Consider the following 25,311-nt stretch of genomic DNA (forward strand, 5'->3'; position numbering starts at 1 on the left):
GGGTCGCTTGAGTTTGAAATTGTCCTTGAAACAGCCAGGTCTTGCCATTTCGGTGTTCGTGCATGTCGCGGCACTGCTGGCGGCTTTGTTGTCTTTTTCCAACACGCCCAAGTTCGAGGATGCGCAGGAAGTTGTCTCGGTCGATATCATCTCCGATTCGCAGATGAACGATATCATGAAGGGTGACAAGCAATCCAAGCTGGTCAAGCCGCAGCCAAAGCCCAAGGTCGACAAGCTGGCGGACAAGGAAACGCAGGCGCCTTTGCCGCCAACGCCGGACGCCAAGCGCGACGTGCCGCCGCCGCCGCCCGCTTTCAAACATAACGACAATCCCGGTCAGGACGAGACGCCGAAACCCGAGGCCGCCAAGCCGACGCCCCCGCCGCCAGAGCCTCCCAAGCCGCCGGAACCCCCGACCCCGCCTAAGCCGCCCGAACCGGTGAAGCCCGCGCCGGCCAAGGAAGAGCCGAAGCCGCCTGTGCCGCTGCCGCCGCCTGATGCCGAGATCACGCGTCCCGACACGCAGAAGCAGGATGTTGCCAAGCCCGAGCCGCCGAAGGAGCGTCCGCGTCCGCCGGTCAAGCCTGCCCAGAACGAATCCAAGCCGCCAATCAAGCTCGATGAGGTGGCCAAGCTTCTGGAACAGAAGAAACTCGATGAACTGGCCAAATCCGCGTCCAGGCCGAAATCGGGCGACGAAAAGGCACAGCGCAACCATAGTTTCAATGTGGCCGATATCAGCAAGCTGCTGAACAAGGATATTGCCGAAAGTCAGGGCTCATCCGGCAAGCAGATGAACGCCAATCCCTCGGCGGGAACGGCGACGGCCAATGCCGATCATATGTCGCCCAACCTTAAGGCGCAGCTCGACGGCTGGCTGATCGACAGATACCACAGCTGCTGGGACCTGCCGATCACGCTGCCCACGGGCCCGAAATATGTGCCTAAGGTTTCCGTCAGCCTCAATCCCGACGGGTCGCTCGCAAGCCCGCCGCAATTGCTCAATCCGCCCACGGACCCCACCTACAAGCCGCTGGCCGACAGCGCGCTGCGTGCGGTTGTCAGCTGCAATCCGCTGAAAATGCCGCCGCATTTCCTGCCCTATTATTCCGAATGGAAGAGCCGCGATATCGTTTTTGATCCGGAGGATCGCTGATGCGCGCGGCGGGTTGTAATATTTTTCATTTTATTCAAGAAACGGTGTGATTTATGTCGAGAAAGGCCCCTTTCATGATGAAACGTTCATCCTTCCTGGCCGGGATGGCAGCCTCCGTGGCCCTGCTTGTCAGTCCGCCGGTTATGGCGGCTTCCGAACTGGTGGTGCGCGGCGGCTCCAGCTTTCGCCCCGTGACCATCGCCATTACCAATTTTCAGGGCGAGGGCGACCTTGGCGCGCGCCTGACGCAGGTGATCACCAATAATTTTCAGCGCTCGGTGTTTCTGGCTCCGGTGGATGCCTCGGCCGCAGGCGCGGTGAACCCCGATGCAGCGCCAAACATGGCGGCCTTTCGCTCGGTCAATGCACAATATGTCGTGACAGGCCGCATAGCCCGGCAGGCCGATGGCCGGCTCAAGGCCGGTTTCCGGCTCTGGGAAGTCGGGTCGGGCTCGCAGGTTGCGGGTCAGGAATATTTTGCCGATGTCAATAACTGGCGCCGCGTGGCTCATATCATTTCCGATGCGATCTTTACCAAGGTCACCGGCGAGAAGGGCTTTTTTGACACGCGCATCGTCTTTGTCGACGAGACCGGCCCGGCCGAGAAGCGCATTAAACGCCTGGCCATCATGGATCAGGATGGCGCGGGCGTGCGTTATCTGACGAAGGGAACGGATATTGTGGTCACGCCGCGTTTCTCGCCCACGGCGCAGGAACTCACCTATACGTCGTTCGCGGAAGGCGAGCCGAAAGTTTTTCTTTACAATATCGAGACGGGCCAGCGCGAGGTTGTCGGCAATTTCCCCGGCATGACGTTCTCGCCGCGCTTCTCGCCCGACGGCCAGCGTATCGTGATGAGTCTGGCGCAGGGTGCTGCCTCGAATCTCTTCACCATGGATCTGCGCTCGCGCACGACAACCCGCCTCACCGACACAGCGGCCATCGACACGTCGCCGTCCTATTCGCCGGATGGATCGCAGGTGGTGTTTGAATCGGATCGCGGCGGCACACAGCAGATTTATGTCATGAGCGCCGCTGGCGGCGGCGCCCAGCGCATATCGTTCGGCGAAGGGCGCTATTCCACGCCGGTCTGGTCGCCGCGCGGCGATTACATCGCCTTCACGCGCCAGCGCAACGGTCTGTTTGCCATTGGCGTGATGAAGCCGGACGGCTCGGGCGAGCGAATCCTGACCGAAGGTTTCCATAACGAAGGGCCGACCTGGGCGCCCAACGGCCTTTTCCTGATGTTCTTCCGCGATCCGGGCGGCGCATCGGGGTCGAGAATCTACATGGTGGATATTTTTGGCCGCAGCGAATTTCAGGTACCGACCCCGGCTTACGCCTCTGATCCGACCTGGAGCCCGCTACTCAACTAAAGGCTGGCGGTTTTTGGCGCAGGCGCGCCAACGGCGGCTCTTTCATACTTCCGGCGCGCTTCGTTCTGCGGCGCGCCAGAGCTGTTCCGGCCCTTTACCTGCCGTTAACTATAGCCGAAGCTTTTCGCGGCTGAGTCAATAAAGCGGCAATGTTTATGGTTTCCGGAACCTTCTATTAACCTTGAACACAGTAACCATATCGCATGACAAGGCTTCACGCCGACCGGAAATGACAGGAGTACAGGAATGACAGTCTCGCAACTTGGCCGCAGTTTGCGCCTCATCACAATTTTCTGCGCCGGGCTGGCCCTGACCGCCTGCGCGAAGAATGCTTCGGACGATCTTCTGGGCGGCGGCGCCAATTCCCAGATGAACCGCATGGCGGCGACACCCGGCAGCGCACAGGATTTCACCGTCAATGTGGGCGACCGCGTGTTCTTCGAGTCGGATCAGTCTGACATCACGCCCACCGGCCAGGCCACTCTGGACAAGCAGTCGCGCTGGCTCACCCAGTATGGCTCATATAATTTCACGGTTGAAGGCCATGCCGACGAGCGCGGCACGCGCGAATATAACTTTGCGCTGGGTGCGCGCCGCGCCGAAGCCGTCAAGAATTACCTGATCTCGAAGGGCATTGCCGCTTCGCGCATCAAGACGGTCAGCTATGGCAAGGAACGCCCCGTTGCTACCTGCAACGACATTTCCTGCTGGTCGCAGAACCGCCGCGCCGTTACGGTGCTGGACGGCGCCAACGGCTGATCCGGAACATTCAGTGTTGTTTCTATCTGACCGGCGCCTCAGGGCGCCGGTTTGTATTGCAGCGCTATATTTACCATCTTATTTTAGTCTTACTCGTGCTACATGGTGAGCCAAACATACAAATCAGGATGTGATAGATGAAAATGCGCGGTGTTGCTGTGATTGGTCTTGGGCTGATGCTGCTGGCGGGGCCGGTTTACGGGCAAGACCTGCTGCCGCCGGGCGCTGTGCAATCTGGCGAACAGGATCCGAACGCGCCTGCTCTCGCACCTGATGAACCAAATCTCGTATTGCGGGTGCAGCGGCTGGAAAGCAGCCTGCGCACGCTCAACGGCCAGATCGAAGAATTGCAGTTCCAGAACAAGCAGTTGCAGGAAGCACTCCGCAGGCTGCAGGAAGCCGGGCAGCCCGGCGCGGGCGCGCAGGCCAATGTGCCGGGCGCTGCAACCAACCGTGCCGCGGCCGATCTGCCTCCTCCCGCGGGCGCTGCGCCGCTCAAGGAGGGCGATGCGTTCAACCCCGCAGCCCAGCCCAACGCGCCGGGCGTGCCGCGTCCGCTTGGCATAGGTCCGCAGCCGGGGCTCGGTATTCCAAAGGATGCGTCCGCGCCGATGCGATTGTCCAGTTCCGCGCCGCTGACAACCCCGGAAGGTACGGTTATCGCGGATAATGCCGCCGTCAATCCGCGCGAGGAATTCGATATCGCCCTGACTTTCCTGAAACAGGCTCAATATGCCGATGCCGAAAAAGCCTTCCGCGATTTTCTCACCAAGCACCCTAAGGACAAGCTCGCGCCTGACGCCACCTATTATCTCGGTGACACGTTCTTTGAACGCAAACGTCACCGTGAGGCAGCGGAGCAATATCTCAAGGTCTCGACCGATTATCCCGCTTCCGCCCATGCGCCGGAGGCCATGTTCCGGCTTGGCATCTCGCTTGCCGGACTGGACGCCCGCGAGCAGGCCTGTGCCACTTTTCAGGAGATCGGCCATAAATATCCCAATGCTTCAGTCGTACTGAAGCGCGGCGTCGAGCGTGAAATTGCCAAGAACAAATGCTGAGGCCACGCCGCTTGGCGAAGCCGAGGCCGCCGGTATTCTTGCGCCGCTGACCGGGCAGACCCTGCTGCTGGCGGTTTCCGGCGGCCCGGACTCGATCGCCATGATGGGCATGGCGGCGCTTTGGCGGACATTGGCCGGCGGCGGTGCACGGCTTTATGCGGCAACCATCGATCATGGTCTACGCGCGCAATCGCGGGCGGAAGCCGAGGCTGTGGGCCTGTTCGCGGCGCACCTTGGAATCGACCACGATATTCTGGACTGGACAGGGCCAAAGCCTGCCACCGGCATTCAGGAGGCGGCGCGCGCGGCGCGCTACCGGCTGCTGGTCGAGCGCGCTCAGGCGCTGGGTGCCTGCTTGCTGACTGCGCATACAGCCGATGATCAGGCCGAGACAATTCTGCTGCGCCTTGCGTGCGGCTCCGGCCCGGCAGGCATGACCGGAATGAAGCCTGAGCGCCTTCGTGACGGCATCCGGCATATCCGCCCGCTGCTCGGCATTGCCAAGGCGCGTCTTGTCGCCACCTGCGCGGCGCGTGGCTGGCCGTTCGTCACTGATCCGTCCAATGCCGATCCGCGCTTTGCCCGCGCGCGGGTGCGCCGCATCATGCCGGTTCTGGCCGCGGAAGGGCTGTCGCAGGAGCGGCTGGTGCGGCTGGGCAAAAGGCTGGATAAACTCGAAGATCTGGTCGCGTCGCGGCTGGATGATGCCTGGGCGCGGGCGCTTGTCACGCTCGGCCCCGCTCTTGCCGCCTTTGATCTGGCGCGATTGCGCGGCGAACCGCTCATCGTCATTGAGCGTTTGCTGCAAAGAACGCTGGACCATCTGCATCCGGGGGCGCCCCAGCGGCTGGAGCGGATCGAATCTTGTGCAGAGGAACTGATGCTGGCGCAGGCGGGGGGAGTGGCCTTTCGACGCAGTCTTGGTCAGGCTGTGGTCAGCCTTGACCGGAGCGCGCATCTGAAAATCGTTCCCGCACCCCCGCGAAGGCGCGGACGCAGTGCCGCCGAAAGGCCTGGCACGCCATAATCCGGCCTTGGAAACCTGCCAGAAGACGGTGATTTTGCTGTCGAACCGGCGTCTTTTTTGCCTTACACTTGGCAAATGCGGCAAGGACGCCTAAATAGAAGATTGGTTTTGGCCTCGCTATACAGGCGATGTCCGGAAACCGGGAAACAAGTTGCAGGTTTTTCATGAACCCGACCATTCGGAACTTTGCCCTTTGGGTGGTGATCGCTGTCCTTTTGATGGCATTGTTCACAGTGTTTCAGAACAGCGGCCAGCATTCTTCGGCCCAGGAAATCACCTATAGCCAGCTTCTGTCGGAAGTGGACCGCGGTTCTATCCGCGATGTCACCATCTCCGGGCAGGATATTGTCGGCCATTATCAGGACGGGCGCTCCTTCAGCACGGTTGCGCCGCCGCAGGTCAGCGGCCTGACAGACCATCTCTACGCCAAGAACGTGTCGATTTCCGCCAAGGCGCCGACAGAGGGCAATTCCTGGCTGGTCTATCTGCTGGGTAACGCGCTGCCGATACTGGCTCTGATCGGCTTCTGGCTGTTCATGTCGCGGCAGATGCAGGGCGGCGGCACCAAGGCCATGGGCTTTGGCAAGTCCAAGGCCAAATTGCTGACGGAGGCGCATGGCCGCGTCACGTTCGAGGATGTCGCGGGCATCGACGAGGCCAAGGAAGACCTGCAGGAAATCGTTGAATTCCTGCGTGATCCGCACAAGTTCCAGCGTCTGGGCGGGCGTATTCCGCGCGGCGTGCTGCTTGTCGGCCCGCCCGGCACAGGTAAGACGCTCACCGCGCGTGCGGTGGCGGGCGAGGCCAATGTGCCGTTCTTCACCATCTCAGGCTCTGATTTTGTTGAAATGTTCGTGGGTGTCGGCGCCAGCCGTGTGCGCGACATGTTCGAGCAGGCCAAGAAGAACGCGCCCTGCATTATCTTCATCGACGAAATCGACGCCGTGGGCCGTCACCGCGGTGCAGGTCTTGGCGGCGGCAATGACGAGCGCGAGCAGACGCTGAACCAGCTCCTCGTCGAGATGGATGGTTTCGAGCAGAATGAGGGCATCATCATCATCGCCGCAACCAACCGTGCCGATGTGCTTGACCCTGCGCTGCTGCGCCCGGGCCGTTTCGACCGGCAGATTCACGTGCCCAACCCCGATGTGCTGGGCCGCGAGAAGATCCTGCGCGTTCACGCGCGCAAGGTGCCGCTGGCGCCCGATGTCAATCTCAAGGTTCTGGCCAGAGGCACGCCGGGATTTTCCGGCGCGGATCTGATGAATCTCGTCAACGAGGGCGCGCTTCTGGCGGCGCGGCGCAACAAGCGCGTCGTCACCATGGCCGAATTCGAGGATGCGAAGGACAAGGTGATGATGGGCGCGGAACGCAAGTCCGCGGTGCGCACCGCCGAGACCAACAAGCTCGTGGCCTATCACGAGGCCGGCCACGCGATTGTCGGGCTGCATGTGCCCAAAATCGACCCGCTGCACAAGGTCACCATCATTCCGCGCGGCGCGGCTGGCGGCCTGACCATGATGCTGCCGGAGGAAGACCGCCTCGGCTACACGATCCAGTATTGCACCTCCAACATCGCCATGACTTTCGGCGGACGCGAGGCCGAGCTGCTGATTTTCGGGCCGGATATGGTCTCGAACGGCGCTGCCGGCGATATTCAGCAGGCAACCCGCATGGCGCGGGCCATGGTCACGCAATGGGGCATGTCCGAAAAGCTCGGGCGCGTGCGCTATGCCGCCAACAATCAGGAAGTGTTCCTCGGGCATTCTGTCTCGCAGAGTCAGAACATGTCGGAGGAGACGGCCAATCTGATCGACTCGGAAGTGCGCCGGCTGATCGAGGATGGCGAGCAGACCGCCCGCCATATTCTCAAGGAGCATGAAAACGAGCTGCATATGCTGGCGAATGCCCTGCTTGAATATGAAACGCTCACCGGCGACGAGGTGCGTGATCTTCTGGCCGGGAAGCCGATCGTGCGCGACAATGACGAGGGTCCGTCCAGCGGCGTGCGTTCCTCGCCGGTGCCGACCTCCGGCTCGGGGCGTCCGGCTTCCGACAGCGGCCTCGAACCGCAGCCGTCAGCCTGATGGCGCGGCCGCTTGTTCTCATCACGGGCGGCTCCCGCGGGATCGGGGCCGCCTGTTCCATTGCCGCTGCGAAAGCCGGCTATGACGTTGCCGTCAATTATAACAGCGATGCAGCAGCCGCGCTGCGCGTGGTGGAGCGATGCCGCGAACTGGGCGCCTCCGCCGAGTCCTTTCAGGCCGATATCGGCCGGGAGGAGGATATAAGGCAGCTTTTCGCCGATATTGCCGCGCGCACGCGCCCCATTACCCATCTTGTCAACAATGCCGGGATCACAGGCCGGATTGCGCCGCTCGATGAAACGGACAGCGCGGTCATACGCGCGGTGATCGATGTCAATGTGACGGGCGCAATTCTGGTGGCGCAGCAGGCGGTGCGGCAGATCAGGGCCAATGGCGGCGGCGCCATCGTCAATATTTCCTCGGCAGCCACCACTATTGGCTCCCCGGGCGAATATGTCTGGTATGCCGCCTCGAAAGGCGCGATCAATTCCTTCACCATCGGCCATGCACGGGAACTGGCGACGCAGAATATCCGCGTCAATGCGGTGGAGCCGGGGCTGACCGAGACAGATATTCACGCCAGCGGCGGCAAGCCGGACCGGGCGCAGCGGCTGAGCAACATGATTCCGATGCAGCGCCCCGGCCTGCCCGAGGAAATCGCCGAGGCGGTGCTTTTCCTGCTTTCCGATGCCGCAAGCTATATCACCGGATCGATCCTGCGGGTGAGCGGCGGGCGGTAATATTCCCTGTTTTCAGGTTCAAAGCTTGCCTTTTGCGCGCTTTTCCTCTATTGCACCGCTCGCGTCCCTTCAGACACCCCTGGAGGCGAGGACGTTGTTAAAAAAGGATGAGCACTATGGCCGAGTACAAGCAACTCGCGGCCACGGCGCGCACCGGGACCGGCAAGGGGGCCGCCCGCAGCGCACGTCGTGATGGTCGCATTCCAGCAGTGATTTATGGCGGCGGCGAAGCCGCAGAGCCGATCACGCTCGATTACCGCACTCTCAACAACCTGATCTATGCAGGGCACTTCCTGACCACGATTTTCGAAATCGACGTCGATGGCAAGAAGCAGCGCGTTATTCCGCGCGATTACCAGCTTGATCCGGTGCGCGACACCGCGCAGCATATCGATTTCTTCCGCCTCAAGCCCGGCGCTTCGATCCGCGTCGATGTGCCCGTGCATTTCCTGCATCAGGATATCTGCCCCGGCCTCAAGAAGGGCGGTTCGCTCAATATTGTCGCCCATGCCATCAACATGCGCGTGCCGGCTGACAATATTCCCGGCGCGATCGAGGTTGATCTCTCGACCTCCGATTTCAACGATTCGATCCATCTGTCGTCGCTGAAGCTGCCGGAAGGCTGCAAGCCGACCTCGGCTGAAAAGGACTTCACGGTCGCCACCATTGTGCCGCCCGTCGCTGTTGCCGAAACTCCGGCTGCTGCTGCCGCCGAAAAGGGCAAGAAGAAGTAAATTCTTCTTGCAGTTTCAAGATTTTCGCCCGCATTTTGCGGGCGAATTTGTTTTGGGCAGAGGGTTCAGATGCTTCTTTTTGTTGGTCTTGGCAATCCCGGTCCGCAATATCGCCATAACCGGCATAATATCGGCTTTCTCATGATGGAGGCGATAGCCCGGGCGTCGGGCTTTCCGCCGTTCCGCGCCAAATATCATGGCGAGATCAGCGAGGGTATGGTTGCGGGCGAGCGCGTGATGCTGCTCAAGCCGCTCACCTTCATGAACGAGAGCGGGCGCTGCGTGGCCGAGGCCATGCGTTTTCTCAAGGTGCCGCTGCAGAATGTCGTGGTCTTTCACGATGAACTTGATCTCGAGGACGGCAAATTGCGGGTCAAGCTCGGTGGCGGCAATGCCGGCCACAATGGCCTGCGCTCCATTTCGGCGTTGTGCGGCAATGAATATCGCCGGGTGCGTCTGGGCATCGGGCATCCGGGCGACAAAAGTCTGGTTCATCATCATGTCCTGAGCGACTTCAAGCCGGATGAGCGCGTGTGGGTGAACAGGCTATGCGCTGCCATTAATGCGCATCTGCCGCTGCTGGTGAAGGGCGAGGACATGACCTTTGCCAGCAAAGTGGCGCTCGATATGGGCAAGCCCTAAAATTTCGGTCGCAAATGGGCCGATTTACGGCTAGGACACTGGCTCAATTCCGCTGTTTAACAACTGGATCATCTCATGGGTTTCAAATGTGGCATTGTCGGCCTGCCGAATGTCGGTAAATCGACACTTTTCAACGCGCTCACGCAGACGGCCGCCGCTCAGGCCGCCAATTATCCGTTCTGCACCATTGAGCCGAACGTCGGCGATGTCGCCGTGCCTGACCCGCGTCTCGAAGAACTGGTGAAAATTGCCCATTCCAAGGAAATCATCCCGACGCGCCTGACCTTTGTCGATATTGCCGGTCTGGTGCGGGGCGCCTCGAAGGGCGAGGGGCTTGGCAATCAGTTTCTTGCCAATATCCGCGAATGCGACGCCATAGCTCATGTGGTGCGATGCTTTGAGGATGGCGACATTACCCATGTCGAAGGCAAGATCGCGCCGATCAACGATATCGACATCATCGAGACCGAGTTGATGCTCGCCGATCTGGAAAGCCTCGAAAAGCGCCTTCCTGCGCTGGAAAAGCGCGCCAAGGGCGGCGACAAGGAAGCCAAGGAGACGCTCGAACTCGTCAACCGCTGTCTCGTGCTGCTGCGCGAGGGCAAGCCGGCGCGTCTGGCCGCCCCGCCGCCAGAGGACCGTGACGCCCGCAAGTCCTTTGCAAGCCTTGGCCTGCTTTCCTCGAAGCCGGTGCTCTATGTCTGCAATGTCGAGGAAGCGTCCGCCGACAAGGGTAATAGCTTTTCCGAGACCGTGAAGGCGCGCGCTGCCGAAGAGGGCGCTGTCGCCGTTGTTGTCTCAGCCAAGATCGAAAGCGAGATCGCCGTGCTGCCGCCGGAGGATCAGCGCGACTATCTCGATGCTGTCGGCCTTGCCGAGCCCGGCCTCAACCGTTGTATCCGCGCGGGCTACAACCTGCTGCATCTCATCACCTATTTTACCGTAGGCCCGAAGGAAGCGCGCGCCTGGACCATCGAAAAAGGCACCAAGGGGCCGGCGGCTGCCGGCGTCATTCACAGCGATTTCGAAAAAGGCTATATCCGCGCCGAAACCATCTCTTATGAGGATTACATCCAGTACAAGGGCGAGGCTGGCGCGCGCGAGGCGGGCAAGTTCCGCCTCGAAGGTAAGGATTACGTCGTGCAGGACGGCGACGTGCTGCATTTCCGCTTTGCCAACTGATCCAGCGTTGCGCCGCTTCCCATCCTTTAGCAAGCCCTGGATGAGGGGGAGCGGATAAAGCTTTGCTCCCTCACCCGAGGATAAAACGTGTTCCCCTCACCCTGAGCTTGTCGAAGTGCAAGGGGGCCAGCCTCATCTGAACAGGTCTTCCTTTTCCATGCCTTTGTACAGCGAGGCCACCTGTTCGCCATAGCCATTGTAGATGAGCGTGGGGCGGCGCTCGTCGCTGCCAAGCAGGTTTTCCGTCGCCTGACTCCAGCGCGGATGCGGCACCGCCGGATTGACATTGGCCCAGAAGCCATATTCCGAACTTTGCAGCTTTTCCCAAAGCCCTACAGGCCGTTCGGCGACGAAGCTGATCCTGACGATGGATTTGATCGATTTGAAGCCATATTTCCAGGGCACCGCAAGGCGCAGGGGCGCGCCATGTACCTTGGCAAGCGGATGGCCATAGGCGCCGGTCGCCATGAAGGCGAGATCGTTGGTCGCCTCGGCCAGTGTCAGTCCCTCGATATAGGGCCAGGGGTAGAACGGCACTTTCTGCCCCGGCGCCATTTTCGGATTGAGGAAGGTCTCGAAGCGGATGTATTTTGCCTCTGCCTTGGGCTTTGCGGCGTTTACCAAAGCCTTCAGGGGAAAGCCTGTCCAGGGAATCGTCATTGACCAGGCCTCGACGCAGCGATGACGATACAGGCGTTCCTCAAGCGGCATGGATTTGATCAGGTCGTCGATTGCCCATTCCTTCGGCGTCTCCACCAGACCGTCGATTTTCACGCTCCAGGGCCGGATGATCAGCTTGTCGGCATTGAGCTTCTTGTCGGTGCTGTATTCATAGAAATTATTGTAGGAGGCGTTCTGCGCCTCCGGCGTCAGGGGCCGGTCGAGCGTGTAGGCATCGTTGTGCTTGGCAGGATAGAGCGCGGCGCTCGGGTCGGTATCCGCCCGCGCTGTACCGGGCAGAAATCCCGCGCCGAGGGCTGCCGCGCCCGAAGCGAGCAATGTGCGGCGGTTCAGAAAAACCTGTTCCGGCGTGATTTCACTGGCCGGAAGGTCCCAGCATTTTTTCGATCTGATCAACATGGCATTTCTCTCCTTGCCATGAAGATACGCGCGAAAAAGCCTTTGGCCTCATCACAATATCGAGAATTTTTCGTGAGTACCTGTCCGAAGCGCCTTTGAGCAGCGCCTGTTTTGACAAGATCGTGCCTCGACAGGCTCATGCTTCGGCAGGCTCACCATGAGGAGAAGGAAGGGCGCAGGCCACAAACACGCCTCACCCTGAGCCTGTCGAACCTCATCCTGAGCTTGTCGAACGGTCGACAAGCTCAGGATGAAGGCTTCAGCTCAGGCTGGCAGTGAAACGCTGGATTTTTTCGCAGGCTTCTTCAAGCAGCTTGTTGGATGTGGCGTAGGAAATGCGGAAATTGGGGCCGAGGCCGAAGGCCGAACCATGCACCACCGCAACACCTTCCGCTTCCAGCAGTTCGGTGACGAAGTCCTCGTCGCTGGCGATCACCTTGCCCGACGGCGCTTTCTTGCCGATGGCCTCCGCACAGGACGGGTAGACATAGAATGCGCCTTCCGGCGTCGGGCATTTCAGGTGGCGCGCCTGATTGAGCATGGACACAACGAGGTTGCGCCGTTCCTCGAAGGCCTTGCGGAACACGGGCAGATGCGCCTGGGTGCCGTTCAGCGCCTCGACAGAGGCCCATTGCGCGATGGTGCATGCGCCGGAGGTCTGCTGGCCCTGCACCATGTCCATGGCCTTGATCAGCATTTCCGGCCCTGCCGCATAGCCGATGCGCCAGCCGGTCATGGCATAGGCCTTCGACACGCCGTTCATGGTGAGCGTGCGGTTGATGAGGCCGGGCTCCACCTGCGCCGCGGTGGTGTAGGTGAAATCGCCATAAATCAGATGCTCGTACATGTCGTCGGTCAGCACCCAGACATGCGGATGGCGCATCAGCACGTCGGTAATGGCCTTGAGTTCGTCGCGCGTATAGGCGGCGCCAGACGGGTTCGACGGCGAATTGAGCACGATCCACTTCGTGCGCGGCGTGATGGCAGCCTCGAGATCGGCGGCCTGCAGCTTGAAATTATGCGCCATGGTCGTATTGACGAATTTTGGCGTGCCGCCGCACAGCAAAACCATGTCCGGATAGGACACCCAGTATGGCGCGGGGATGATGACCTCATCGCCGGGGTTCAGCGTGGTGAGGAAAGCATTGTAAAGGATCTGCTTACCGCCGGTGCCGACGATGGTCTGCGTCGCCTTGTAGTCGAGCCCGTTCTCGCGCTTGAACTTGGCTGCAATGGCCTCGCGCAGCGGCATGATGCCGGAGACGGGCGGATATTTGGTCTCGCCGCGGCGGATGGCGTCTATTGCGGCAGCCTTGATATTGTCCGGCGTATCGAAATCCGGCTCGCCGACGGACAGGCTGATCACATCCCGGCCCTGAGCTTTCAGATCGCGTGCCTTTTGCGTCACGGCGATTGTGGCGGACGGCTTCACGCGAGAGAGGGCATCGGCAAGAAACGCCATATTCGGTCTCCAAAGTTGCTTGAATGGACGCGACCATAGTTTTGCCTGAGCGCGGCTGCAACAAGAATTCACGCGCGCAGGGCCGGATTTTTGATTTTTCGGCTGGAGCGCAATCGGATAACTCGCTGCATTTTCCTGAAAGCCCTTATCTTTTTCACGCAATTGTTATTGTGCAGGCTGACAAGCACGGGCTAAAGGCCCTATATAAATTCAGAACCAGCATCCGCGTGATGTGAGAATTCTTGAAATAGGGATGGATTCGTTCATGCTTGATCCGAATGTCGAGACGCAGCGCCAGAGCCCGGCCGCGCGTCATGACCATGCACCCGCCGTTCTGGCCGCCTCGGAAGTGGCGGGGCCGGACATTTCCCATTTTCATCTGGCCAATGGCCTTGAGGTTGTGGTGATCCCCGACCGGCGTGCGCCCATTGTCACGCATATGGTCTGGTACCGCAACGGCTCTGCCGATGATCCGGTGGGCAAATCCGGCATTGCACATTTCCTTGAGCATCTCATGTTCAAAGGTACGGAAAAATATCCGCAGAGCGCGTTCTCCGATCTCGTCTCCGAACTGGGCGGGCAGGAGAATGCCTTCACCTCCAACGATTTCACCGCCTATTTCCAGCGCATCGCCAAGGAGCATCTGGCCAGAATGATGGAGATGGAGGCGGATCGCATGAGCAATCTTGTGCTCACCGACGAGGTTGTCGCGCCTGAGCGGGATGTCGTGCTCGAAGAGCGGCGGATGCGTACGGATTCCGACCCTGCGGCTGAACTGAGCGAATCCGTGCAGGCGGCCCTGTTCGTGCATCATCCCTATGGCACGCCGGTCATCGGCTGGGGGCACGAAATCGAAGGCCTGAACCGGCAGGATGCACTTGATTATTACCAGCGCTTCTACACGCCGGAAAATGCGGTGCTCATCGTCGCGGGGGATGTTGAAGCTGGCGAGGTGCGCCGTCTGGCCGAATCCACCTATGGGCAGATCCCTGCGCGCGGCGCGCCGCCGCGCCGCCAGCGCGCCAAGGAGCCAGCCTCCCGGGCGCACCGGCTCGTCACGCTGAATGATGAAAAGGTGGAGCAGCCGTCGCATCAGCGCGTCTATCTGGTGCCGTCCTATGCGACCGGCGCCCGCCATGAGGGCGAGGCGCTGGAGGTTCTGGCCCATGTGCTGGGCGGCGGACAAACGAGCCTGCTTTACCGCAGCCTCGTGATGGAGCGCAAACTGGCGGTCGCTGCAGGCGCCTATTATTGGGGGCAGGCGCTCGATGATTCCCGCTTCTTCCTTTACGGGATGCCAGCGGAGGGCGTTACGCTGGAGCAGCTTGACGCCGCTATGGACGAGGAGATCGCCCGTCTGGCCGAACATGGCATCGACGAGGGCGATCTTGCCCGCGCCAAGACGCGTCTCGTCGCCGATGCCATCTATTCGCAGGACAACCAGACCGAGCTTGCGCGCTGGTATGGTATTTCGCTCACCACAGGCCAGAGCGTCGAGGATATCCGCGCCTGGCCCGAGCGGATCGAGGCGCTGAGCGCCGCCGATGTCACGGCCGCGGCCGTCAAATGGCTTGATCGCCGCAAATCCGTGACCGGCTTTCTTCTGCCGGCTGCCTGAACTTTAAATTGGTGAGTGGAATGGGTGAAACGCAAAGAAAGTCTCGCAGCGGATCTGTCCAGCAGGGCGTTACGCCGGGGGGGATAAAATTCTGGCTGGTGGAGGATTACGCGGTTCCGCTGATTGCCATGGAATTCGCCGTAACCGGCGGCGCGGGGCAGGACCCCGAGGGCAAGGCAGGCGCCGCCACCATGCTGGCCGGGCTTCTGGATGAGGGGGCTGGCCCTTATGATTCAGAAGCTTTTCACGAAGAACTCGATAATTACGCCATAGAAATGTCCTTTGGCGCGGATTACGATCATTTTTCCGGACGTATGCGCTCGCTCAAGAAGCATATCGGCCCGGCCTTCGAGCTTCTGGCTCTGGCGCTGAATGAGGCGCGTCTCGACGAGGAGCCGGTTGAGCGGGTGCGTGCGCAAATTCTCGCCGGAATCAAGCGCGATGCGCATGATCCGCATGAAATGGCAAGCGAAACCTGGCGGCAGCTGGCCTTTCCCGGCCATGCCTACAGCCGTTCGACGCATGGCACGCTCGAATCCGTGGCCGGACTGGCGCGCGCCGATCTCGTGGCTCTGCGCCAGAGCTGTTTTGCGCGCGACGAACTCTATATCGCGGTTGTCGGCGCCATCGATGCCGGAACATTGAGCGGGCATCTCGACCGGGTGTTCGGGGCATGGCCCCTTGCTGGCGCAAGGCGCGCCGTCCCCGCGATCGATATTCAGAATCTTGGCCAGCGCAAGATCATTGATCTCGATATTCCGCAGGCGACGATCCAGTTCGGACTGCCGGGCATTGCCCGCCATGATCCGGACTATATGGCCGGCTTTGTCGTCAACCACATTTTTGGCGGCGGCAGCTTTTCGGCGCGCCTGTTCAAGGAAGTGCGGGAAAAGCGCGGCCTTGCCTATTCGGTGCATTCCAGCCTCGCGACATTCGACCATTCGGCGCTGTTCATGGGCAGCACCTCCACCAAGAACGAGCGCGCCTTCGAGAGCCTTGCCGTTATTGAAGAGGAAATCGCCAAAATGGCAGCGGAAGGCCCGACCGAGGAAGAACTGGTCGCTGCCCGCAAATATCTCACCGGCTCATATGCGCTGCGCTTCGACACATCGACCAAGATCGCCAGCCAGCTGACGCATCTTCAGGTCGAGCATTTTACCCCGGCCTATCTCGATGAGCGCAACGCCATGATTGAAGCGATCGATCTGGATCAGGCGCGGCGGGTTGCGCGCCGGCTCTTTGCCGACAAGAAACTGCTGGTTGCCATTGTCGGCAAGCCGGAAGGGGCCTGATGCGGGTTCGGCGGCTCGATCCTGTCCTTATTGACCGTATCGCCGCCGGCGAAGTGGTGGAGCGGCCCGCCTCTGTCGTCAAGGAGCTTGTCGAAAATGCGCTCGATGCCGGCGCACGCTCGATCGATGTGACGCTGGCGGGCGGCGGGCTGGATCTGATCCGCGTTGTCGACGACGGCAAGGGCATGGATGCCGAGGATCTCGCTCTCGCTGTTGAGCGTCATGCGACCTCGAAAATCCCTGATGCCGATCTGAGTAATATCGTCACGCTCGGATTTCGCGGCGAGGCGCTGCCGTCCATCGGCTCAGTCGCGCAGCTTGATATTGTCACGCGACCGAAGAGCGGTGACATGGGTTTTGCCATCCGGGTCGATATGGGCGCCAGAAGCGAGGTGCGTCCGGCTTCCGGCACATTTGGCACGCGTATCGAGGTGCGTGCGCTTTTTGCTGCCGTGCCTGCGCGGCGCAAGTTTCTCAAAAGCGAACGGGCCGAGAGCCTTGCCGCTGTCGATGTGCTCAAGCGGCTCGCCATGGCGCATCTCGATGTGCGCTTCGCGCTTGGCGGAGACGGGTTCTCGGGATTCACCTATGCGCCATGCGGCGGCGAACAGGGGCTGATCCAGCGTCTTGGCCAGATTCTCGGCCCTGAGTTCCGGGATAATGCGCTGGCGGTCGATGCCGCGCGCGACGACCTGAGCCTGACCGGCTTTGCCGGCCTGCCGACGTTTCACCGCGCCAATGCGCAGGCGCAATATCTTTTCGTCAATGGGCGGCCCGTGCGCGATAAATTGCTCAACGGCGCTGTGCGTGCGGCCTATGCCGATTATCTGCCCTCCGACAGGCACCCGTCTCTGGTGTTGTTTCTGCAGTGCGCGCCGCATTTCGTCGATGTCAACGTGCATCCGGCCAAGGCGGAAGTGCGCTTTCGCGATGGCGGCATGGTGCGCGGCCTGATCATCGGCGCGCTGCGCGAGGCGCTTGCCGGCGCATTGCACCGGGCCAGCAGCACGGGCGGCAGCCGGACGCTTGAGGTGATGTCGCGCTCAGTCCGTGCGCCGGGTTTCACACCCGCACGGCCGCTGGACTGGGACTGGCGCGCCTCGCCCGCCGCGCCGCCGGGGCTTGATCGCGGCTTCGAGGCGCCGCCGCAGGCCGGGTTCCTGCATGTGCCGTCCAGCGACATGCGCGCCGACCAGCACCAGCCGGAGCAGGAGATGCTGCCGCTGGGTGCGCCCAAGGCGCAGGTGCACGACACCTATCTCATTGCCCAGACGCGGGACGGCATTGTCATTATCGATCAGCATGCCGCCCATGAGCGGCTGGTTTATGAACGGCTGAAGGCCGAGCGGGCCAGCGGCGCAATAGCGCGGCAGATTCTGCTCATTCCGGTGATCGTCGATATGCCGGTCGATGAAGCGCAGCTTCTGATGGATCACGCGCAGATGCTGGCCGGGCTGGGGCTTGTCGTCGAGGCCTTCGGGCCCGGCGCGATAGCGGTGAGCGAGGTGCCGGCACAGATCGCCAATGGCGCGCTGGAGCCGCTTATCCGCGATCTGGCGCAGACACTGGGCGAGGATGGCGCCCTGAAGCTGGAAAGGCGGCTTGACCACGTGCTGGCAACCATGGCCTGCCATCATTCCGTGCGGGCGGGGCGGCGGATGCGGCCCGAGGAAATGAGCGCGCTGCTGCGCGAAATGGAGCGCACCCCCGGGTCAGGGCAGTGCAACCATGGCCGCCCCACCTATGTCGAACTGAAGCTCGCCGATATCGAGCGGCTGTTCGGGCGCTCCTGAGCAAAAAAAAGGGCTGGACATAAATGTCCAGCCCGACCTGCGGTGAGGGGAACCCGCAGATAATTCAATGCAGCATAAAACTCTGGGAGGAGCGGCCGATGAATTAAATTCGGGCGGAGTATCGTCTGAGGGAAGCTGTTACACAATCGCTGAAATGTCAGTGCAGACATGCGTATAGCGCAAACCAAACGGCGTTGCAGACGTTCAGTAATGCCAGCGCTGGGCTTTCGACACCAGAAAATCACGAAAAACCTGCACACGGGCCACGTTTTTCATCTCTTCCGGATAGACCAGATAGCAATCCAGCTCCGGCATGTCGGTTTGCGGCAGCAGGCGCACGAGCCCTGAATCAGGCGGGATGATGTAATCCGGGAGCACTGCGATGCCGATGCCTTTTTCGACAGCGAAGCGGATGGCGGTGATGCTGTTGACCGTCATCGCGGGCTGGCGCGGATTGCGGTGGTCGCGTCCGACATAAAGCAGCGAGTTGATGTTGTTCAGAAACACCGCGTCCATCGTGTTGAAGCTGATGATCCGGTGCTTTTCGAGGTCGGCAATCGAGCGCGGCTGGTCATGCTTCTTCAGGTAGTCCGTCGAGGCATAGGCGTGAAAATGCATGGTGAACAGCTTGCGCTGGATGAGATCGGTCTGTGTTGGCGCGCGCATGCGCAGCGCGACATCGGCCTCGCGCATCGAGAGATCGAGCTCGTCGTCGGCAAAGATGAGATGCAGCCGTATATCGGGATAGAGTTCAAGAAACTCGCCGACGCGCGGCGTCAACCAGTTGTTGCCGATGCCGAGCGTGGTGGTGACCCGCAGGTCTCCGTGCGGCTTGGCGCGGCTGTCGTTGAGGCGGATGCGCGCGCTGTCCAGCTGCTGCACCACGTCTTTCACGGTGCGCGAAAGCAGTTCGCCCTGTTCCGTCAGGATGAGGCCGCGCGCATGGCGGTGAAACAGCGGCACCTGAAGTTCGTGTTCAAGCGCGCTGACCTGACGGCTCACCGCTGACTGGCTGAGGCCGAGCGATTCTCCGGCATGAGTGAAGGAGCCGGCATCGGCTGCGGCCTGAAATATCCGCAGCTTGTCCCAGTCAAATGTCCGCTCGCCCGCCATTACGTTCCGCCCTTTTGCATCAGCAAATCATTGTTTGCGACAAAAGTCTATGGTTCTAGGCTTTTTGCGCGGCCAGGAAGCGCTCGGCTTCCAGCGCCGCCATACAGCCCATGCCGGCTGCCGTCACGGCCTGACGGTAGATATCGTCGGCAACATCCCCTGCAGCGAAAACGCCGGGCAGGTTGGTGGCGGTGGAATCGGGCGCGGTGCGGATATAGCCATTCGGCTTGAGATCGATCTGCCCGGCAAACAGTTCCGAGGCCGGCGCATGGCCGATGGCGACGAATACGCCGTCGACCTTCAGCTCGCTGGTGGCGCCGCTCTGCAGGTTCTTGAGGCGGACGTGGGTCACGCCAAGCGGATCATGCACACCGCAGACCTCCTCAAGCGCCGTATTCCACACCACTTCGACATTTGGCGTTCTGAACAACCGGTCCTGCAGGATTTTCTCGGCCTTGAAGGCGTCCCGGCGGTGGATCAGCGTCACCTTTCGGGCAAGATGGCTCAGATAGAGCGCTTCTTCGACCGCGGAATTGCCGCCGCCGACCACAAGCACATCTTTGCCGCGATAAAAGAAGCCGTCGCAGGTGGCGCAGGCGGACACGCCATAGCCCTTGAATTTTTCCTCGGACGGCATGTCGAGCCATTTGGCCTTGGCGCCGGTGGCGATGATCAGCGCGTCGCAGGTGTAGACGGTGCCATTATCGCCGGTCAGGGTGAAGGGGCGGCGCGAGAGATCGGCGCTGACGATATGATCGGAGATCATGCGCGTGCCGACATGCTCGGCCTGGGCTTTCATCTGTTCCATCAGCCATGGGCCCTGAATCGGGTCCTTGAATCCGGGGTAATTCTCAACGTCGGTGGTGATCATCAGCTGGCCGCCGGGCTCGAAACCCGCGACCATGACCGGCTCCAGCATGGCCCGGGCGGCATAAATGGCGGCCGTGTAGCCGGCGGGGCCGGAACCGACGATAAGAACTTTTGCATGAATGGAACTGGCCATGAAAACCTCGAACAACAACCGCGGACAGCGCGGCACCTGCAGCTTTTCAGATTTGTGCCGAACCAGCGTGAATAAACTCCGGCTCGGGCCGGATGCAGCTCTGCGGGCTGGATCAGCGGCAGGAAATGCCCGCAACGGATCGGTTCAAACCTGAAATACCCGAGCAGCTGTTATAGGAACGCGTTTCCCGCGCTGCAAGGCGGCGCGGGCGAATCATTGTGAATTGCCTATCAATTTTATCGATTTTTCCGGTCAGGCGGCTGAGGCCGTTTCAATCGAGGCTCTGGTGATGAGATTTTCGATGGTGAGATCGGCGCCCTTCAGCTCGGCGACGATGGCGCCATGTGAGAAGACAAGTGCGCGGTGGCACAGGCGCGAGACCTCTTCAAAATCGGTCGACACCACGATGATTCCGAGGCCGCTGTCGAGCGCGCCGTCCAGCAGGCGGTAAATCTCGGCCTTGGCGCCCACATCGACGCCGGCGGTCGGGTCTTCGGCAATAAGCAGTTTTCCGCCGATCTCAAGCCAGCGGCCGACAACCACCTTCTGCTGATTGCCGCCCGACAAAGCCTCGATAGGCAATTCCGGCGCGTTTGGCTTCAGGCCGACCCGTTCGCCGATGGCGCCTGCCGCCTGTCTCTCGTTCGATGCGCCGCGCCATTTCAGGAAGGAACGGCCGAAGGCAGCAGGGTTGAGAAAGGTGTTCTCGCGGATATTAAGCCCCTGCGCGGTAGATTCCTCCACGCGCTCGCGGGCGATGAGGCCGATGCCGGCCTTCATGGCGCTGCGTGGCGAGGACAGATCTGGCCGGGTTCCTGCCAGTTCCACTTCACCGTGAAATGGGGCAAGGCCGAAAAGCGCGCGCCCGACTCTCTCCTGCCCTGCGCCGCGCAGGCCGACGAGGCCGACGATCTCGCCATGATGAACCGTGAAACTGACAGGCCTTGCGCCTTCGGTTGTCAGGTCGCGCGCCTGAAGCAAGGCTTTGCCCGGCTGGCGCGGCTTGCCGGCATAGCGCTCCAGCGCCTTGCCGACGATCAGTGTGACGAGCGCTTCGGGTGTCGTTTCCCTGACAGCGCTTTCGCCCACCAGCGCGCCGTCGCGCAGCACGGCGACGCGGTCCGCTATCTCAAAAACCTCGTCGAGCCGATGCGACACATAGATCATCGCGACGCCGCGCGCTTTGAGCGGTCGCAGTGCATCGAACATGCGGTGCACCTCGTCGGCGGGCAATGAAGCGCTGGGCTCGTCCAGCACGATGACGTCTGCCTCCACCGCCAGCGCGCGGGCAATGGCGACGAGCGACTTCTCGGTGCGCGAGAGATCCTGTACCCGCGTGTCGGGATCAATGTCGCAGCCGATCTGCGCCAGCGCCCGCGCTGCATTGGCCTTGGCTGATTTCCAGTCGATGAGCGCGCCGCGCGCCGGAAAGCCGATGGCGAGCGCCATATTCTCGGCAATGCTCATCCATTCGATAAGACCGAGGTCCTGATGTATGAAGGTCACCGGCTGGGGCTGGCCGAAACGCGGTGCACGATATTGAAACGGGGCGCCGTGATAGAGAATATTGCCCGAGTCAGGCTGGTGAATGCCCGCCAATGTCTTGATCAGCGTGGATTTTCCCGCGCCATTCTCGCCAAGCAGCGCGAGAATTTCGCCGCGATGCAGGTTGAGGCTGACACCCTTGAGCGCCTGTGTGCCGCCAAAGCTCTTGACGATGCGGTCGAAGCAAATCACCACATCATCGGTCCGCGCGCCGCCAGCCTCGCTCATCGTCTCGTCTCCCCGATATCTTGTTATCGATATCATAGGCGCAAAGCCGCCTTTCAGGCAATGGCTGCGTCGCCGCCTTCATCGCTGGATACGCAGCGCGAGCATGAACAGGTTGTCGTGATAGCGCGCGGCCGGGTTGGTGCTGGTCTGGTTGGTGTAGGTGTAGCTGCCCTTGAGCACCAATTCGCGGCTGAGCGCATAATTGGCCCCAAGCTGGCCGATCCAGATCCGGTCATCCTGACACTGGCAGGTGTAATGATTAAATTGGTAGGCGGCATTAGCCGTGAGAGTGAGGTTGCGCAGCAGCGCATGTTCGATGCCGCCCGAAAGCCGCGAATCAATGAGAGCCGACGCGTCGGCCAGACTGGTTTCATCAACGCTGGTGCTGCCGTTGAGCCGGATTTTGGTCAGGGGCGTGACGTCCCAGACCAGTTTGGCTTCGGCAACGGGGCGGGTAATGTCGGGCAGGCGGGCGTCGCGATAGTCCCGGTGCTGCACGCCGGCATCGATCTCCGCATTGATGAGGCTGGTGATGCGGTAGCTTGTGCCCAGCACCACCCGCTCACCCGATGAAGAACGGGCATAGCCCGAGACATCGAGCCCGTGATCGTAAACACGGGTGTCAATGCCGGCCTCGACGAACGGCATGATTTCCGGCGTGATCTCCACTCCGGCACGGCTGCGCAGTTCATACTGGCTGAAATTGCTCTGCTCCAGCGCCAGGCTGGTGCCGTCGGCGAGGGGCGCGGCCTCGAAGGTTGTGCGATCCACCGCGCCGCGTAGCGAAAGCACTGTTGCGCCCAGATGTTCGGTTATGCCCGCAGCGGCTCCGTATTCATAGACGCCTGAGGGGCGCAAAACCGGCGAAGCGGAATTTTCAGTCTGGTCGTAGCGCCGCCGGTCATATTTCGCATAGGCTTCGAGATTGATGCCGGTGCTGTGCGACAGATTTATCGTATCGCGCAGCGCGATATTGAAATCCGGGTTATTAAGGGCGGAGGCTCCGGGATAGTCGGTATAGCCGGCCTTCAATGTGCCGGAAAAGTCGTTGATGGCGGTTGTGGCGCTCAGCGTTCCGCCAATTTCCTGACGCAGGAAGGCCCGGCCCTTGCCCTCGGGCTGGCGGGCCGGATTGGACTCATAGCCGACAGCGCTTTCGGAATAGGGAAAGAGCCGCAGGGCACCAATGGCGATGCCGGTCGGTGCATAGGCATCGGGCGGCGGCTTGTGGCTGGCGGCGCGCGCCGCTGCCCGCAGCGCCGCCTGCTGCGTTCCCGATCCGACGTCGGGCAACTGCCGGTGGGCGGGATCGATCATGCCGGGCAGACCGGGCGATGGCGGAACTGTTGCCGATGTGGCGGCGGAACCCGGATATCCCGCATCGCCGTTCTCATCAAGAGCGGGGCGCAGGCCATCCGCATTCATCTGCGCAAGGGCAGGCGTGCAGACGTGAAGCGGCAATACCGCACCGAGGCAGAGCATCAGGAAGTGGGGCCTTTGCAAGGAACGGCGCACGTTTGCCTGTCTATCCAGCCGGTATCGAAAGTAATCCGGTTCCATGTTTAAATATTTATGGTTAATGCTTGGTTATCTGCCCGGTTGAAGGGAGAGTCGAAATCCGCTCCGAACAATGCTAGAAGCTGCGCATGACCGAGCAGAATCACACAGCCGTCCTTTCGGCACTCCACTCCTTGCGCACCGAGCGCGCCGGCATCGAAGCGATGGAGGCGGCGCTGGCCAGCACATCCGATCCGCGTCTTGCCGACAGCTTCAGCAAGGCGGTGGCCGCGCTGGCTGCGCTCAAGGGCCGGGTGATCGTCACCGGCATGGGCAAATCCGGTCATATCGGCCGCAAGCTGGCCGCAACCTTCGCCTCCACCGGCACGCCGGCGTTTTTTGTCCATCCGGCCGAAGCCAGCCACGGCGACATGGGCATGATTCAGGAAGGCGACGCGATTCTGGCGTTGTCCTGGTCAGGCGAGACAGCGGAACTGGCCGATATCATTACATTTTCGCGCAGGTTCAAGATTTTGCTGATCGCCTTCACCTCGCGGCCGGAGGGGACGCTGGCGCGCGAGGCGGACATTCCGCTGGTGCTGCCGCGCGCGGAGGAGGCCTGTCCGAACGGTCTTGCGCCCACCACCTCGACAACCATGCAACTTGTGATCGGCGATGCGCTGGCCGTTGCCCTGTTGCGCGCGCGCGGGTTCACGGCGCGGGATTTCAAGGTGTTTCACCCCGGCGGCAAGCTTGGCGCGCAATTGGTGCTGGTGCGCGACATCATGCATAAGGGCGAGGACATGCCGCTCATGCAGGTCGGCGCGAGCATGGCGGACGCCGTGGTGCGCATGACGCAGAAGCGGCTGGGCTGTGTGCTGATCTCCGATGCTGCGGGTACTCTGCGCGGCATTGTCACCGATGGCGACCTGCGCCGCAATGTCAACCGCGCCGACCTGCTGACAACGCCGGTCGATGCGCTGATGAGCGGCCGGCCATTGACCGTAACCGGCGATATGCTGGCGGCGGAGGCGCTGCAGATGCTGGAAAGCCGCAAGGTTTCCGTTCTGGCGGTTGTCGATGCCCAAAACCGGCCCGTCGGCGTGGTTCACATGCATGACCTGCTGCGTCAGGGCGTAGCGTAGTTCCAATGCGGCCTGAATCTGGCGCGCGTCATTTGACTTCATCGTCATTCGCGCCTTCTCTTTGTCGCAATTGATCCTGAAAGTCATCGGGGGCGGGGTGCGGGCCATGGAGCGGTTCTTGCGGTTTTTTTGTGCGGTAATCTTGTGCCTGTGCGCTCCGGCGGCGCTGGCGCATCCGCATGTCTGGGTCAAGGTGCATACCGAGGTGCTGTTCGATCCGCAGGGTGCGGTCACGGGTCTGCGCCATGTCTGGACCTTCGATGAAATGTATTCCGCCTTCAAAATTCAGGGGCTGGGCACGGCAGGCAAGCCGCCGACAGCCGAACAGCTCGCGCCGCTGGCGCAGAGCGATCTTTCCGCGCTGGCCGATTACCATTATTTCACCGTGGTTATGCTTAACGGCAAGAAGGTTGAATTCGGCACGCCGCAAAATCCGCGGCTCGATGTCGGCGCCGACAAGACGGTGACCATGACCTTCGATCTGCCTCTGGCTGCGCCTGTCGCACCGCGCCCGGCGCTGACGCTGCAGGTTTATGACCCGGAATTTTATGTTGAGTTTGATTTTGCCAAGGATAATCCGGTGACGTTCGATCACGCCCCGGCAGGCTGCTCCAACAGCGCCATCAAGCCTAAGCCCTTGTCCTCGGACGAAACCAGGCAATTGTCGGAAGCCTTTTTCGCCAATCTGTCGCCGGGGGCCAATTTCGGCATGAAACTGGCCACGCGCATGATCATCGCCTGCCCATGACCCATCCTATCCATGAGGCCTGA

The 25,311-nt window shown here is 61.2% G+C and carries 21 protein-coding genes; 15 read left to right on the top strand and 6 right to left on the bottom strand.

The genetic code is table 11. The features are described from left to right. Nucleotides 1–25: 25 nt before the first annotated feature. The 10 genes from AC0N03_RS10485 (at nucleotide 26) to ychF (ending at nucleotide 10,764) form a co-directional block, all read left to right on the top strand. Nucleotides 26–1,156: a cell envelope biogenesis protein TolA gene (locus AC0N03_RS10485; RefSeq protein WP_474288679.1), complete on the top strand. Its 1,131-nt coding sequence runs from the start codon at nucleotides 26–28 to the stop codon at nucleotides 1,154–1,156. 74 nt (nucleotides 1,157–1,230) lie between these two features. After that, complete coding sequence (gene tolB, locus AC0N03_RS10490; RefSeq protein WP_474288680.1) at nucleotides 1,231–2,532, top strand: Tol-Pal system beta propeller repeat protein TolB; 1,302 nt, start codon at nucleotides 1,231–1,233, stop codon at nucleotides 2,530–2,532. 246 nt (nucleotides 2,533–2,778) lie between these two features. Further along, nucleotides 2,779–3,291, top strand: a complete 513-nt coding sequence (pal, locus tag AC0N03_RS10495) for a peptidoglycan-associated lipoprotein Pal (protein WP_474288681.1) — start codon at nucleotides 2,779–2,781, stop codon at nucleotides 3,289–3,291. Nucleotides 3,292–3,428: 137 nt separating this feature from the next. Next, complete coding sequence (gene ybgF, locus AC0N03_RS10500) at nucleotides 3,429–4,352, top strand: tol-pal system protein YbgF (RefSeq protein ID WP_474288682.1); 924 nt, start codon at nucleotides 3,429–3,431, stop codon at nucleotides 4,350–4,352. Beyond that, complete coding sequence (gene tilS / locus AC0N03_RS10505; protein WP_474288683.1) at nucleotides 4,327–5,379, top strand: tRNA lysidine(34) synthetase TilS; 1,053 nt, start codon at nucleotides 4,327–4,329, stop codon at nucleotides 5,377–5,379. Before ybgF ends, tilS begins: the two co-directional genes overlap by 26 nt. 164 nt (nucleotides 5,380–5,543) lie before the next feature. Then, on the top strand, nucleotides 5,544–7,466 hold the full coding sequence (gene ftsH / locus AC0N03_RS10510; RefSeq protein ID WP_474288684.1) for an ATP-dependent zinc metalloprotease FtsH: 1,923 nt from the start codon (nucleotides 5,544–5,546) through the stop codon (nucleotides 7,464–7,466). After that, nucleotides 7,466–8,206, top strand: coding sequence for an SDR family oxidoreductase (locus tag AC0N03_RS10515; protein ID WP_474288685.1), 741 nt, complete (start codon nucleotides 7,466–7,468; stop codon nucleotides 8,204–8,206). Before ftsH ends, AC0N03_RS10515 begins: the two co-directional genes overlap by 1 nt. Before the next feature lie 116 nt (nucleotides 8,207–8,322). Beyond that, complete coding sequence (locus AC0N03_RS10520) at nucleotides 8,323–8,940, top strand: 50S ribosomal protein L25/general stress protein Ctc (RefSeq protein WP_474288686.1); 618 nt, start codon at nucleotides 8,323–8,325, stop codon at nucleotides 8,938–8,940. Nucleotides 8,941–9,009: 69 nt separating this feature from the next. Next, nucleotides 9,010–9,582 (top strand): aminoacyl-tRNA hydrolase, encoded by a 573-nt coding sequence (pth, locus tag AC0N03_RS10525; RefSeq protein WP_474288687.1) that lies wholly within the window; start codon nucleotides 9,010–9,012, stop codon nucleotides 9,580–9,582. A gap of 75 nt (nucleotides 9,583–9,657) precedes the next feature. Further along, on the top strand, nucleotides 9,658–10,764 hold the full coding sequence (gene ychF, locus AC0N03_RS10530; protein WP_474288688.1) for a redox-regulated ATPase YchF: 1,107 nt from the start codon (nucleotides 9,658–9,660) through the stop codon (nucleotides 10,762–10,764). 132 nt (nucleotides 10,765–10,896) lie between these two features. Here ychF and msrP read toward each other — a convergent pair whose 3' ends face one another. Both msrP and AC0N03_RS10540 read right to left on the bottom strand, forming a co-directional pair. Continuing rightward, nucleotides 10,897–11,844 carry a protein-methionine-sulfoxide reductase catalytic subunit MsrP gene (gene msrP, locus AC0N03_RS10535; RefSeq protein WP_474288689.1) on the bottom strand — a complete coding sequence of 316 codons (948 nt, stop codon included), beginning with the start codon at nucleotides 11,842–11,844 and terminating at the stop codon, nucleotides 10,897–10,899. 259 nt (nucleotides 11,845–12,103) lie between these two features. Next, on the bottom strand, nucleotides 12,104–13,306 hold the full coding sequence (locus tag AC0N03_RS10540) for a pyridoxal phosphate-dependent aminotransferase (RefSeq protein WP_474288690.1): 1,203 nt from the start codon (nucleotides 13,304–13,306) through the stop codon (nucleotides 12,104–12,106). 265 nt (nucleotides 13,307–13,571) lie between these two features. Here AC0N03_RS10540 and AC0N03_RS10545 point away from each other — a divergent pair, with 265 nt between their 5' ends. The 3 genes from AC0N03_RS10545 to mutL are packed head-to-tail and all read left to right on the top strand — an operon-like array spanning nucleotide 13,572 to nucleotide 18,009. Beyond that, a complete protein-coding gene (locus tag AC0N03_RS10545) occupies nucleotides 13,572–14,924 on the top strand; it encodes a M16 family metallopeptidase (protein WP_474288691.1) in 1,353 nt (450 codons plus the stop codon). A gap of 20 nt (nucleotides 14,925–14,944) precedes the next feature. Then, complete coding sequence (locus tag AC0N03_RS10550; protein ID WP_474288692.1) at nucleotides 14,945–16,216, top strand: M16 family metallopeptidase; 1,272 nt, start codon at nucleotides 14,945–14,947, stop codon at nucleotides 16,214–16,216. Continuing rightward, nucleotides 16,216–18,009 carry a DNA mismatch repair endonuclease MutL gene (gene mutL, locus AC0N03_RS10555; protein WP_474288693.1) on the top strand — a complete coding sequence of 598 codons (1,794 nt, stop codon included), beginning with the start codon at nucleotides 16,216–16,218 and terminating at the stop codon, nucleotides 18,007–18,009. The genes AC0N03_RS10550 and mutL overlap by 1 nt, the downstream gene beginning before the upstream one ends. A gap of 204 nt (nucleotides 18,010–18,213) precedes the next feature. Here the strand turns inward: mutL and AC0N03_RS10560 are convergent, their stop codons facing one another. The 4 genes from AC0N03_RS10560 to AC0N03_RS10575 all read right to left on the bottom strand — a co-directional run bounded on the left by AC0N03_RS10560 (nucleotide 18,214) and on the right by AC0N03_RS10575 (nucleotide 23,413). After that, complete coding sequence (locus AC0N03_RS10560; RefSeq protein ID WP_474288694.1) at nucleotides 18,214–19,122, bottom strand: LysR family transcriptional regulator; 909 nt, start codon at nucleotides 19,120–19,122, stop codon at nucleotides 18,214–18,216. Nucleotides 19,123–19,177: 55 nt separating this feature from the next. Then, nucleotides 19,178–20,125: a thioredoxin-disulfide reductase gene (gene trxB / locus AC0N03_RS10565; RefSeq protein WP_474288695.1), complete on the bottom strand. Its 948-nt coding sequence runs from the start codon at nucleotides 20,123–20,125 to the stop codon at nucleotides 19,178–19,180. Between the two features lie 252 nt (nucleotides 20,126–20,377). Beyond that, the gene (locus AC0N03_RS10570) at nucleotides 20,378–21,898 is read right to left on the bottom strand and encodes a sugar ABC transporter ATP-binding protein (protein WP_474288697.1); all 1,521 of its coding nucleotides are present in this window, start codon (nucleotides 21,896–21,898) and stop codon (nucleotides 20,378–20,380) included. A 78-nt stretch (nucleotides 21,899–21,976) separates the two neighbouring features. Then, entirely contained in the window at nucleotides 21,977–23,413 is a 1,437-nt protein-coding gene (locus AC0N03_RS10575; protein WP_474288698.1) for an outer membrane beta-barrel protein, read from the bottom strand. A 131-nt stretch (nucleotides 23,414–23,544) separates the two neighbouring features. On the opposite strand from AC0N03_RS10575, the gene AC0N03_RS10580 reads away from it, so the two are divergent. Both AC0N03_RS10580 and AC0N03_RS10585 read left to right on the top strand, forming a co-directional pair. After that, entirely contained in the window at nucleotides 23,545–24,540 is a 996-nt protein-coding gene (locus AC0N03_RS10580) for a KpsF/GutQ family sugar-phosphate isomerase (RefSeq protein WP_474288699.1), read from the top strand. Between the two features lie 118 nt (nucleotides 24,541–24,658). Next, complete coding sequence (locus AC0N03_RS10585) at nucleotides 24,659–25,288, top strand: DUF1007 family protein (protein WP_474288700.1); 630 nt, start codon at nucleotides 24,659–24,661, stop codon at nucleotides 25,286–25,288. Nucleotides 25,289–25,311 lie beyond the last annotated feature (23 nt).

This window comes from Methylocystis sp. sgz306128, from assembly GCF_056032725.1.